This is a genomic window from Rhodothermus profundi (assembly GCF_900142415.1).
Classification (GTDB): domain Bacteria; phylum Bacteroidota; class Rhodothermia; order Rhodothermales; family Rhodothermaceae; genus Rhodothermus; species Rhodothermus profundi.
Genome location: NZ_FRAU01000005.1, coordinates 130,730 through 143,124, shown reverse-complemented (window position 1 = coordinate 143,124; position 12,395 = coordinate 130,730). Strand labels below are relative to the sequence as shown.

Sequence of the window (12,395 nt, the reverse complement as noted above, 5' to 3'; positions counted from 1 at the left end):
ATGCTGCACCGCCTGATCGACTTTAGCTTTCGGCAACGGTTCGTCGCGTTGAGCCTGGTGGCCTTGATGGCCTTTGGAGGAGTGGTAGCGCTTCAGCGCATTCCCATTAACTCGCTGCCGGATGTAACGCCGGTCCAGGTGCTCATTATCACCAAGGCCGGTCGCTACTCTCCTTACGATGTGGAGCAACTGGTCAGTTTTCCGATTGAGACCGCCATGACAGGGCTGCCGCGCGTCCGGGAGGTGCGCTCGATCAGCCAGTTTGGCCTGTCGGCGGTTACGGTTGAGTTTGAAGAGGGGACCGACATTTACTTTGCGCGTCAACTGGTGGCCCAGCGGTTGCAGGACGTGCGCGATCAGCTTCCCCCTGATGTCTCCCCACCCCAGTTAGGACCCATCTCAACAGCGCTGGGTGAAATCTACCAGTACGTGGTGCGCGGCGACGGCTATTCGCTCACCGAACTACGGGAAATCCAGGACTGGATCATTGCGCCCCAGCTTCGGGCGGTGCCTGGGGTAACTGAAGTAAACAGTTTTGGGGGATTCGTTAAGCAATATGAGGTCATTGTTGATCCAGAGCAGCTCCGCGCGCTTCGCTTAAGCCTGCGCGACATCATTGAGGCTATTGCGCGCAATAATAGTGTTTCGGGTGGGAACTACCTGGAGCATAATCAAGAGCAGTACATTATTCGCGGTTTCGGGCAAATCCGAAGCACGGACGATTTAGAACGCATTATTGTAGCGCGACGCGGCAAACGGCCGATCTACCTGCGGGATGTGGCCCAGGTGCGCCTGGGACGGCAGATCCGTCAGGGAGCGGTTACGCAGGATGGAAAGGGAGAAGTCGTCACGGGCATCGTGATGATGCTGCGGGGTGAAAATGGCCGCGAAGTCATACGACGCGTCGAAGCAAAGATTGAGGAAATCAATCCCCGGCTGCCTCCGGGCGTTCGCATCGAAAAATTCTACGACCAGTCCGACCTGATTCAACGCACAACGAGCACAATCACAGAGAACCTGCTGGAAGGCGGCTTTCTGGTCATTGCTGTACTGCTGTTGTTGTTAGGAGAAATCAAGGGCGCGCTGATCGTTGCCTCGGTCATTCCGCTTTCCATGCTGTTTGCCTTTATTGGCATGCGGGCTTTTGGGCTGGCTGCCAATCTGATGAGCCTGGGCGCCATTGATTTTGGCATGATCGTCGACGGCTCGGTTGTGATGATCGAGCACATGGTGCACCGGCTAGAGCAGGAGCCTAAAGGGCAGAGGCGATGGGCGGTTTTGCGTCAGGCAGCGCATGAGGTGGCCCGGCCGATCTTTTTCGGGGTGCTGATAATTCTGATGGTCTATGTGCCGATTGCCACCTTCCGCGGCATGGAGGGCATTCTCTACCGGCCCATGGCGATTACCGTGGCATCGGCGGTATTTGGCTCACTTCTGCTGGCACTGGTGTACGTGCCGGCCGTTGCCACACTGGTGTTTAGGAAAGGCGTGCGCCTGCGGCGCAACTACGTAATGGACTGGCTGCGCCCGCGCTGCCGACGCTTTCTGGAAAAGAGTCTGGATCGCCGCAAGACAACCCTGGCCGTTGCGTTGCTGGTATTCGGGGGAGCCCTGGCATTGCTGCCCTTTCTGGGGACTGAATTTCTGCCCGAGCTGGATGAAGGCTCCATTTTGATTGAGGAAGTGCGCATGCCCAGCGTTACGCTCGAAACCTCGGTGGAAAATGCCAACTGGCTGGCCGGACAGCTGATTCGGCATATTCCAGAAATTCAAACCGTTGTCCCCAAAACCGGTCGCAGTGATCTGGCCAACGACTGGATGGGCGTGCACCAGACCGATGTCTGGATCATTCTCAAGCCCCGCGACCAGTGGCGGCCCGGTATGACCAAGGAGAAAATTATCGAACAGATTCGGCCCTTCCTTGAGACGGAGCCTGGCCTGGCCTATAACTTCACGCAACCAATCGCCATGCGCGTCGATGAGCTGACCTCGGGCGTCAAAAGCGACATTGCCGTCAAGCTGTACGGCGAAAATCTGGACACCCTGGCGGCGATAGCAGCGCGCATCGCGCGGTTGCTACCCGATCTGCCAGGTACGGATAATTTCTACGTGGAGAAGTTTGCCGGGCAACCCTATCTGAACATTGAAATTGACCGCGAAGCCATTGCCGCCTTTGGCCTGAACGTCGAAGAGGTGCAGCAGGTCATTGAAGCCGGCCTGGGCGGTGCACCGGCCGGACAGGTGTTTGAAGGGCAGCGACGGTTTGACATTGTGGTGCGCTTTCCGGAAGCCTATCGGAATAACTTTGAGGCGATCATGGAAGCGCCGGTAGCGCTGCCGGGCGGTGGTACTATTGCCCTGCGCCGGGTGGCCCATATCCGAGCCGAAGAAGGCCCCCGGGAGATCGCCCGTGAAAATGGCTGGCGGCGGTTGGTTGTGGGCATCAACATCAAAGACATCGATATAGGAACCTATGTGTCGAATCTGAAGCGGGCTATTGAAACGCAGGTGCAACTACCTCCCGGGGTTTTTCTGGAGTATGGCGGCACGTTTGAAAACCAGCAACGGGCCATGCGCCACTTGTATGTGGCGGTGCCGCTTGCGCTGCTCATCATTATCGGGCTGCTCTACTTGATGTTCGGGCAGATGCGCTACCCTCTGATGATTCTCTCCGTGCTGCCGCTGGCGCTGGCCGGTGGCGTGTTTGCCTTATGGTTGCGGGGCATGTATCTGTCGATTTCGGCAGCCGTTGGTTTCATTGCCCTTTTCGGAGTAGCTGTGCTGAACGGCGTGGTGCTGGTTGCCCATTTAAATGCCCTCCGACGGCAGGGAATGGGCGTGCGAGCGGCCGTACTGCAGGGGGCTACAGATCGGCTGCGGCCGGTGCTGATGACAGCTCTGGTAGCTAGCCTGGGTTTTGTCCCGATGGCTTTTAATACCGGGCCGGGCTCTGAAGTGCAGCGGCCGCTGGCGACCGTCGTAATCGGTGGGCTGATTACGGCCACGCTGCTCACGCTGCGCGTGTTGCCGACCATCTATGATTGGCTTGAGCGCGACGACCGGCCGCCCCGTGGCCCCGAACCGGAATGGGAGGAAGACGGGCAGGTGGCTACGCCTTCGCCTGCTCATGCTCGGACGTAACCCGGAGATGGTAATGTTAGCCTGGCTGTTTGGATTGGGGATACTGCTCAGCGCTGCACCTGATTGGTCGGCAGCAGACGACGCTCCAGATACGCTGGGCATTCGAGAAGCCCTGACCCTGGCGTTGCAGCACCATCCCCAACTGCAAGCGCTTCGCGCCCGGCAGGATGTGCTGCGCGGACGCCGGCTGCAGGCGTACGGCATCGAAAGTCCGCAGCTTTACTTCTTTCGCGAGGGAATAGGAAGTGACCGCACGTTTGCCGAACAGCGCTGGACGTTGGTGCAACGGTTTGACTTTCCTCTGGTTGTCTATTATCGATTGCAAACCAATCGGTTGGAAGGCCAGGCGCTGGAGGCCGAGCTGCAGGCCCTGGCTGCGCATATCCGGGCGCAGGTAAAGCGTGCCTATACCGAAGTGCTTTATGCCCAGGAGCTGGTGCATCTGCGGGAGGAAGAGGTAGCGCTCCTCAGCCAGCTTAAAGAGGCCGCTCAGGCTCGGGTGGCAGCCGGGCTGGCTACCGATCTGGAAGTGGGGCGCACCGAAATTCAACTGGCCGACGCGCACTCGCGGCTGGAAATCGCACGGCGCGACTTTTTGCAGGCGCGCTATGCGCTGTTTCGGGCAATCGGGCTTGATCCCGAAGCCCAGCGGTATGACCTTGTTTTTCCCGATACGCTGCGGTACGTGGCCGTGACTATCCCCCAGGAGGAAGTACTGGCCCGGCTGGACCGACTGCCTGAGCTCCGGCGCCAACAGGCCCGCGTGCATGCTGCGCGCATGACGGTTCGGCAAGCGCGTGCTTCTCTGCTGCCGCAGTTGCAACTGGACCTCTATCCCCAGGACTATGGCCACGGGTATCGATTTTTTGGGGTGCAGGTCGGGTTTTCGTTGCCGCTGGGGTTTTTGCCCGGGTATCGAGGGCGGGTGCAGGAAGCGCGAGCTCAGTACACCACGCGACAATGGGAGCTGCAGGACCTGCGGCTCCAGCTCAAACAGCAGGCGGAGCAGGCATGGCATGGCTATGAAGCAGCTCGCATTGTGGTTGAGCGGTACGCGCGCCAGATTCGCAGCCGATCTCACGAGCTGTTGCGGCGGCTCCGGCAAGGATACCGCCTGGGGGAGGTCAGTCTGATCGAACTGCTGGACGCGCAGCGGCTCGTGCTGGAAAGCGAGCAGCGCTATTATGAGGCGCTTCGCGACTACTACCAACAGCTTATTGAACTGGAGCGATTCCTGGGACGCGAGTTAACCTTCACGAACCCTTAATACGTTGAGCCATGAACGCTGCGCATTTACACCTGCTAACAAACCACCTGCCGTTGTTTGCGGTATTGCTGGGACTGCTTGTGGGGCTCTATGGGGCCTGGCGTCGGGAAGAGTCCATTGTGCGGGTGGCGCTGATGTTGTTTGTGCTGGCAGGCCTGGGAGCTGTCGCTGCGTATTTCTCTGGAGAGGCGGCTGAGGAACTGGTGGAAACGCTGGGGCGCTCCGAAGCCGCTTTAGAAGCCCATGAGGAAAGTGGATCGCTGGCGGCCTACCTGACCATTGCGCTGGGCGTGCTTTCGCTGGGCACTCTGGTGCGCCGCGGTCCGATTGCACCGGCCTGGCGCACCGCCCTGCTTGTGCTGGCTGCCGTGGTATTCGGCGTGGTAGGCTATGCAGCCAACCAGGGAGGCCGCATCAGCCATCCCGAAATCAGGAACGATGCGGTCCAGACGGAAGACGGTCGGCCCCTGCTACCCCGGCCCGAGGCAGGCGAGGAGGAAGACGACTGAGCGGTGGCCATGCTGCTGCTTGCCGGGTGCTCAGGTGGGCCGCTAAGGAACAGCGCTGTTTAAGAAGCGCGGCGCATAGGGGCCGTTTCCAGTTCGGCCAGTAGCTCTGGCAGATCGTCGGTGCGGGAGAGCAGGTAGCGGGCGCCTCGTTCGCGGAGCAGAGCTCCGTGCGTTTCCGCGTCTAAATAGGGTGGAATAACCCCAATGGGCAAGACGCCAGCCGCCTGAGCAGCCACCATGTCGTCCACTGAATCTCCCACATAGACCACCGCAGCGGGGGTAATGTCCAACCCGACGGCTTCGAGCATGGCCAGCGCGCGTCGGATCGGGTACGGATCGGGTTTCCCACGGCCATCCTGGTGTTCCATCGCTACCAGTAACGGAAAGTAGGGCTGCCATCCAAAGCGTTCGATCGTCCAACGCGCCTCTGCTTCCGGCCGTCCCGTAACAATGCCCATGAGGTAGCCCTGCTTACGCAGGTGCTGAAGCGTCTGGGTCCGTATCAAGGGAGGCTCCTGGGCAATAAATCCGTCCCAGTGCTCGCCCCGATAGCGACGCTGGAACTCCTGCACCACGCGGCTGAAGGGCACTTGCATGCCAATGTCGAGGATAATCGTGTGCGTCAGTTTCCAGTCGTCATTGAAGCCGCCTGCGTTTTTATAACGCTGAATCGTGGCGGGCGTAATTTTACGTCCCGTAAAGTGCTCAACCGTTTCCTCAATGGCGCGTCGGTAGGAGCGCGACACATCGACCAGCACGCCATCCATATCGAATAAGATGACCCGAATCATCGCAGGCATAGCCGTTTGCTGTATTTAGTGAGCGGGATTGGTCGGGCGAGCATCGATGCGGGCCAGCAGAGCTTCGACGGCGGCCCGAAGCTGGGGGTCTTCACCCCGCGCTTTACTATCAGGGGCTTCTTCGACGATGATGTCCGGAATAGCCGGACCGTTTTCCATGTTGGTGTCGTCAGCGTAGACGAACCAGCCACGGAACGGAAGGCGAACAAACGAGCCGTCTATGAGCCGCACGCCGCCGGTCGAAATGACTGCGCCAAAGGTAGGCGTACCTACCAGCGGTCCCAGCCCCAGGTTTTTAAAAGCATGGGAGAAAATTTCCGCATTGGAAAAACTGTTCTGATTGCAGAGGGCCGCCACCGGTTTGGTCCAAGCTGCAAAGGGAAGACGTTCGCCGAAGGGATAGTGGGCGCGAAATGCACGGCGATGGGGAAGGTCCAGCCGGGCAGCCGCTCCCCGCGGAATCGTGTACGCATGGCGGCGTACGGTCAGGACCGTCAACAGATAGTCGGTGGTCCAACCGCCTCCGTTGTAGCGCACGTCAATAATTAACCCTTCTTTGCCCTGGCCACTGGCCACCAGCTCTCGCTCGAAGCGCTCGAAACTGGGCCAGTTCATGCCCTGCACGTGAATGTAGCCCAGGCGGCCGTTGCTGTAGCGTTCTGTTAACGCGCGCCGCTTGGCTACCCATTCCTCGTAGAGTGCCTGGCGCAGCGAGCCGACCGGTCGGATAACCACCGTGCGACGTTGGCCGTCCCGCGCACGCACGGTCAGCCGCACGCGCTGGTCCACCTTATCGACCAGCAGGCGGTAGAAGTTGTCCACTTCAGATACCGGGGTACCATCGACGGCTGTGATGATTTCGCCGACGTGCAGGCGGCTGTCCTCACGGTCGGCAGGAGCGCCCGGCACGACGTGCCGAATGCGCACCCCCTCGGGCACCGGCTCGACCTCTACGCCCAGCAACCCGGTGCGCTCGCGCTGCGTTTCGGTGCGGTCTGGTCCAAAGAGACCCAGGTGGCTGGCGTTCAGCTCGCCCAGCATCCAGGAAAAAACGTCTCGGAAGTCCCGGTTTGTCGAAGCCTGCAGGGCCCAGGGGAGGTACTTGTCGTGCAGGGCCTGCCAGTCGACGCCATGAAACTGGGGATCGTAGAAGCCCTGCGCCAGCGTGCGCCAGGCTTCTTCAAAAATCTGCCGGCGTTCTTCTCGATAGTCAATGGTCATGCGGGCTTCGAAGCGAAGCGTCTCCTGACGGCCATTTTCGGGATTGAGTCGCACAATCTGGCCTGAGGGACGGAGGAAAAACAGGTACTTCCCATCGCGGCTGAGCCGCAGTTGACGCGGATCGGTATCGTTCTCGGTGAGCCGTTTCAGCTCCGTACCATCCCAGCGGATGCGATACAGATCGACCTCGGCTTCATAGTTCTGGGTGCGGCCGCCCCGGTTGGCCACGAAGTAGAACGTTTCCCCATCTTTAGAGATAGCCAGCTCTGCTTCGTTGCCCGGCAAGGCCGTTACGCGGCGCAGCCGTTCATGAATGCGCTCCAGATCGATCTGGAGCGGCCCTGTGAGTGTGTCGGCACGTTTGCGTCGGGTTTGTTGCAGTGCTTCCCATTCTTCTTCGGTGCGTTCCCAATCGGACCGACGGAGCCAGGCAAACCATACGTCCACATCGCCGGAGCTGCGCGGCGACAGGAACGCCAGTTTAGATCCGTCTGGACTCCAGACCGGATGGGTGTCCGGTTTAGGATGCTGGCTGATATTGACAGGAGGATGGCTCCCGTCGATAGGTTGGATGTAAACTTCTGTGTTAAAGTCCAGATCGGGTAAACTGTAGGCGATCCAACGGCTGTCGGGGCTCCAGGCGATGTCTTCGGGGGTGGCCCATCCATCCAGAAGCGTGCGTGTAATCTGAAGCTGATCGCCTGTGATGCGAGCCAGCAGGAGGGTTCCGCGGCCCCGGCGAAAGACCAGATGCTGGCCGTCTGGTGCCACGACCGGCGCACGCTCGTCTTCCGGCGTGTCGGTCAGGCGCACGACGGTATAGGTGAGGCTTTCGAACAGGTCGGAGGTTTCGGCATCTGCTGCGCGGAGCAGGTACAGATCGTACTGACCGGCCCGGTCTGAGACGAATACGAGCGTTGAGTCATTCAGCCAGGCAGGTTCCCGGTCTCGCCACGGGTGGCGCGTCAGGCGCACCGTGCGGCGGTCGTCAGGGTCATTGCGACGCAAAAACAGTTCGCCGCGTACGACAAAAGCAACGTACTGGCCGTCAGGTGAAAGAGCATATTCGGTTGCATTGGACGTAAACGTGCGGCGCTCGACCGGGTCGAAACGCTCGTCGTAGGGAACCTGAATTTCCAGTCGGCGCGGCGTGCCTTCGGGCAGAGCGAGCACGTAGAGATCGGTTTGACGCTCAAAGGCGATAGTCTGACCGTCTGCGCTGACGGTGAAGTAGCGAATGCCGTCTCCTTTAAAGTGCGTGAGCTGCTCTGGAGCGCGTGCAGGAATGCCGTCTTCGGTGAGTTGCAGGCGATACAGGTTGTAGGTGCCGTCCCGTTCGCTGAGGAATAGCAGCGTGCGGGGGCCCGCCCAGGCTGGCAGGTAGTCGTTGCCGTCAAAGTCGGTAAGGCGGCGGAAGATGCGCTGCTGCGCATCGAACAGCCAGATGTCGCGATTGGCTGCTCCGCGGTAACCTTTGCGCCAGACCGCGTTGGAGCCCCGTTCAAAGGCCAGGAAGCGGCCGTCCGGCGAGCGCGTAGCCTGGAAGCCTGTTGCATCAAGGATGCGTACCGGGGTGCCGCCGGTGTCGGGAATGGCATGGATTTCGGCTTCGCGTTCGACCTGAACGAACAGGCGGCGCGTATGGAAGAGCAGGTGCCCGTCGCGCGTCCAATCGGTCAGGATATCGTCGGCAGAATGGTAAGTGAGGCGCCGGGGAGGGCCTCCGGTCAGCTCCATAACGAACAGGTCGTCGTGGCCGTACCGGTCGCTGGTGAACGCAATGCGCTGGCCGTCCGGGCTCCATCGCGGGTAGGCTTCGTAGGCGGGATGCACGGTCAGGCGTTGGGCCAGACCACCGGTAACCGGGACCAGCCACAGGTCTCCTTGATAGGAGAAGACGATCTGCTGTCCGGTTGGGTCGATGGCAGGGTAGCGAGGAAAGGGTTTGGGGTCGAGCGCCAGGAACGCAAGTAGCAGAACCAACAGGCTTCCCATCGCCGTCTGGGGATCAACTACAGGTTGTTGTAAGATACGAAATTTCCAATCGGAAGCGCTTTTTACTTTTTGAATTCAACAAAAAGGGCTCCGCCCTACAGGGCGGAGCCCTCTGTAGCGTGGCCAGAGGTGCTCAGGAGTTCATGGTTACCAGGAACTCATCGTTGCTGCGCGTGCCCCGCATCTTCTCCAGCAGGAAGGTCATAGCTTCCACAGGGTCCATATCGGCCAGAATCTTACGCAGCAGCCAGATGCGGTGCAGCTTGGCTTCGGGAATCAGCAGCTCTTCGCGGCGCGTGCCCGACTTGATCAGGTGAATGGCCGGAAAGATGCGCCGGTCGGCCAGTTGGCGGTCGAGCACCAGTTCCATGTTTCCGGTGCCTTTAAACTCTTCAAAGATCACCTCATCCATGCGGCTACCGGTCTCAATCAGTGCGGTGCCAATGATGGTTAGCGATCCGCCCTCTTCGACGTTGCGGGCCGCGCCAAAAAAGCGCTTAGGACCACGCAGGGCCCCAGCTTCGATACCTCCTGAGAGCGTCTTACCCGTACTGGGCGTTACCGCGTTATGCGCGCGGGCCAGGCGCGTGATCGAATCGAGCAGAATGACCACGTCCTGTTTGGCCTCGACCAGCCGTTTGGCCTTTTCCAGCACAATATCGGCTACTTCAACATGCCGCTCAGGATCCTGGTCGAACGTGGAGGAGATCACCTCGGCCTTGACGTTGCGCTCCATGTCGGTGACCTCCTCAGGGCGCTCGTCCACCAGCAGGATGATCAGGTAGATTTCCGGATGGTTCGTCGTAATTGCGTTGGCGATTTTCTGCAACAGAATCGTTTTGCCGGTTTTAGGCGGCGCGACGATCAGTCCGCGCTGTCCCTTGCCAATCGGCGAAAAGAGATCCAGGATGCGGGTGCTGTACTCATTGGGAGTGGTCTCCAGCCGGATCTGCTCGGTGGGATAGAGCGGCGTGAGATAGTCAAAGCTTTGCCGCTCTTCCATTTCTTCTGGAGGCCGACCGTTGACCTTGTGCACCTGGATAAGAGCGAAGAACCGCTCGCCCTCCTTGGGAGGACGCACCAGCCCTTCGATCGTGTCGCCCAGACGCAGGCTGAAGCGCTTAATCTGAGAAGGCGACACGTAGATGTCGTCGGGCCCCGGCAGGTAATTGTACTCGTGCGAGCGCAGGAAACCGTAGCCGTCGGGCATGATTTCCAGCACTCCGCTTTTGATGATCATGCCCTCCAGCTCGGTTTTGCTGGGATCGTAGGTGGCCATGTAGGCCGGGCGCCCCTCATAGATGCGGCGCCGGCGTTCTTCCCAGTCGGCATAGCGCATTTCCATGCGCACCCGCCGGCTACGCCGATCGCGCCAGCCACGCCGGTCTTCTCGGGCCGGGAGCGCTTCTGCCTCCGACGTTTCAACTTCGGCCTCGGAAGCGGACGCCACTGCCGGGGGTGCCTCGGACGCTGGCTCCTCCGAAAGCTCCGCCTTCGCTTCTTCGGCCGCCGTTTCTTCGGCCGTCTCGGAAGCAGCGTGAGCGGTTCCGTTAGGACCTCCGGCTTCGGCTTCTGCCTGAGCTTCCAGGATGCGATAAATCAGATCCTGCTTGCGGAGCGTCGAGTATCCGGTAAGGCCCAACTCGCGGGCCAGTTCGCGCAGTTCACTGATCTTCTTGGCTTGAAGTTCGGAGATCTTCATAAGAAAAGCGCTGGTTTGAATGCTGGTGAAGATTTACTTATGTGAGGCAGGCTGGTTAATTTCCAATGTCCGGGGGGCTTGCTGTCTGTGGTCGGCCTGCTGAGAAAGGCAGACCGGCTGGGCAGGCTGGGATCCGCACGACCACCGGTACCAAAATTAGAATCTTTCAGCAGAAAGTCAACTGCGGATCTAAGGCATTTTGGAAAAAATTAACCTATCTGCGCCGGTGAGGCATATGCATGCAGCCACAGAACCGGTGGAAGGGCGGCCACCACCTGATGCGAACCTGTGATTAACAGCACATCGCTAGCATCCAGGCGCTGTTGCAATAAATGCCAGCCATCCCGGACAGTTCCGGCGCCCACCACCTGTCCTCCAGCCTGCTGTACCAGGGCGACCAGCTCGACAGCCGACCAGGCACGCGGATTCTCAAACGCGGCGACGTACACGGCAAAGCCGGCCTGAACCAACTGGCGGGCCATGGTGGGCGCATCTTTGTCGCGCAGCGCCCCCCAGAGTGCATAGCGACGCCCTGTGCCAGGCGGATGGAACTGGTCAACGGTCTTCAGTACGGCCGCCAGTCCGTCTGGATTGTGGGCCACGTCGGCTACAATGAGCGGATGGGTCTGCAAGACATCAAACCGGCCGCGCAAGCCGCTCAGGCGTTTGACGTCGCGCAGTCCCTGCCAGATCGGGCGTGGATCGTCTAATACCTCCGGGAGCGTCAGTTCAGCTGCCCGAAGAGCCAGCAGCGCATTGGTCGCCTGGTGGGGGCCAGATAGGCCTAACTCCAGATCAACGTAGCGCCGCACCGGCGTGCGAACCGTCAGCCGCATGCGAGAGACAGCAGGAACCGCTGCCTCCAGGTGAACTTCGTCCCGTAGATGGTGAAACGGAGCCTGCTGCCGAGCTGCCGTCTGGCGGATAACCTTCAGGGCGTCTGGCTGCTGTGCGGCTGTCAGCACGGGCACACCTGGCTTGATGATCCCGGCTTTTTCGCGGGCAATGGCAGCCAGCGTGCCGCCCAGGATGTCGGTATGGTCCAGCCCGATCGACGTGATGATGGCCAGACGGGGGTGCACAATGTTGGTGGCATCAAGCCGCCCCCCTAACCCCACTTCCACAACGGCCAGGTCAACCTGCTGCTCGGCAAAGTACAGCAAGCTGAGCGCGACCGTAGCCTCAAAAAAGCTGGGTTGCACGCGCTCAAAAAGCGGACGGTAACGGGCAACCGCGCGCTCCAACCACGCCGCAGAAGCCGGCACCCCGTTAATCCGCATGCGCTCGCCTACTTCCCAGAGATGGGGAGAGGTGTGCAGTCCCACGCGATAGCCGGCTGCCTGCGCAATAGCTGCTAACAGGGAGGCCGTCGAGCCCTTGCCATTGGTGCCGGCAATGTGCACGCACGGATACGCCTGATGGGGGCATCCCATGGCCGCTAACAACGCCTCCATACGGGCCAGTCCGGGCCGGTACGCTGTCCGTCCCTGATCCGCAAACCGGGGCAATGAAAGTAAATAGCGCAATGCTTCCATACAGGTTACCGTAGTTGGTTATACCGGCTATGCGGTGCAGGCCGGCCGGTCAGCTTCCGTCGGGGCGACATCGTTCCAGTGTTGTTCGCGCATCCCGCTTGGTTTAGCGAGCCCTGAACTCCTCGAAGGAGCAGCTATGCGTAGCTTTCTTCTGCTGGTGCCGGCCCGGGAGCACCGGCCAAATTTCTACAGCCAACTCCGGCGGCCGAAAGCGCCCGCTGCCGA

General features: G+C 60.3%; 7 protein-coding genes. 3 read left to right on the top strand and 4 right to left on the bottom strand.

Annotated elements, in window-relative coordinates:
• From BUA15_RS08590 to BUA15_RS08580, 3 genes are read left to right on the top strand one after another with little or no spacing between them, the layout of a single operon-like run.
• A complete protein-coding gene (locus BUA15_RS08590; RefSeq protein WP_072715570.1) occupies positions 1–3,141 on the top strand; it encodes an efflux RND transporter permease subunit in 3,141 nt (1,046 codons plus the stop codon).
• On the top strand, positions 3,128–4,408 hold the full coding sequence (locus BUA15_RS08585) for a TolC family protein (protein WP_245771987.1): 1,281 nt from the start codon (positions 3,128–3,130) through the stop codon (positions 4,406–4,408). The genes BUA15_RS08590 and BUA15_RS08585 overlap by 14 nt, the downstream gene beginning before the upstream one ends.
• A gap of 11 nt (positions 4,409–4,419) precedes the next feature.
• Positions 4,420–4,917, top strand: coding sequence for a DUF2231 domain-containing protein (locus BUA15_RS08580; RefSeq protein WP_072715568.1), 498 nt, complete (start codon positions 4,420–4,422; stop codon positions 4,915–4,917).
• A gap of 59 nt (positions 4,918–4,976) precedes the next feature.
• Here the strand turns inward: BUA15_RS08580 and BUA15_RS08575 are convergent, their stop codons facing one another.
• The 4 genes from BUA15_RS08575 to BUA15_RS08560 form a co-directional block, all read right to left on the bottom strand.
• Positions 4,977–5,717, bottom strand: coding sequence for a TIGR01548 family HAD-type hydrolase (locus tag BUA15_RS08575; RefSeq protein ID WP_072715567.1), 741 nt, complete (start codon positions 5,715–5,717; stop codon positions 4,977–4,979).
• 15 nt (positions 5,718–5,732) lie between these two features.
• On the bottom strand, positions 5,733–8,933 hold the full coding sequence (locus BUA15_RS08570) for a S41 family peptidase (protein WP_072715566.1): 3,201 nt from the start codon (positions 8,931–8,933) through the stop codon (positions 5,733–5,735).
• A gap of 133 nt (positions 8,934–9,066) precedes the next feature.
• Positions 9,067–10,635 (bottom strand): transcription termination factor Rho, encoded by a 1,569-nt coding sequence (gene rho / locus BUA15_RS08565; RefSeq protein WP_072715565.1) that lies wholly within the window; start codon positions 10,633–10,635, stop codon positions 9,067–9,069.
• A 209-nt stretch (positions 10,636–10,844) separates the two neighbouring features.
• Entirely contained in the window at positions 10,845–12,170 is a 1,326-nt protein-coding gene (locus tag BUA15_RS08560) for a bifunctional folylpolyglutamate synthase/dihydrofolate synthase (RefSeq protein WP_072715564.1), read from the bottom strand.
• Positions 12,171–12,395: the final 225 nt, after the last annotated feature.

Coding starts and splice junctions, on each gene's coding strand:
- BUA15_RS08590 (WP_072715570.1), top strand. CDS start 1: ATGCTGCACCGCCTGATCGACTTTAGCTTTCGGCAACGGTTCGTCGCG.
- BUA15_RS08585 (WP_245771987.1), top strand. CDS start 3,128: ATGCTCGGACGTAACCCGGAGATGGTAATGTTAGCCTGGCTGTTTGGA.
- BUA15_RS08580 (WP_072715568.1), top strand. CDS start 4,420: ATGAACGCTGCGCATTTACACCTGCTAACAAACCACCTGCCGTTGTTT.
- BUA15_RS08575 (WP_072715567.1), bottom strand. CDS start 5,717: ATGCCTGCGATGATTCGGGTCATCTTATTCGATATGGATGGCGTGCTG.
- BUA15_RS08570 (WP_072715566.1), bottom strand. CDS start 8,933: ATGGGAAGCCTGTTGGTTCTGCTACTTGCGTTCCTGGCGCTCGACCCC.
- rho (WP_072715565.1), bottom strand. CDS start 10,635: ATGAAGATCTCCGAACTTCAAGCCAAGAAGATCAGTGAACTGCGCGAA.
- BUA15_RS08560 (WP_072715564.1), bottom strand. CDS start 12,170: ATGGAAGCATTGCGCTATTTACTTTCATTGCCCCGGTTTGCGGATCAG.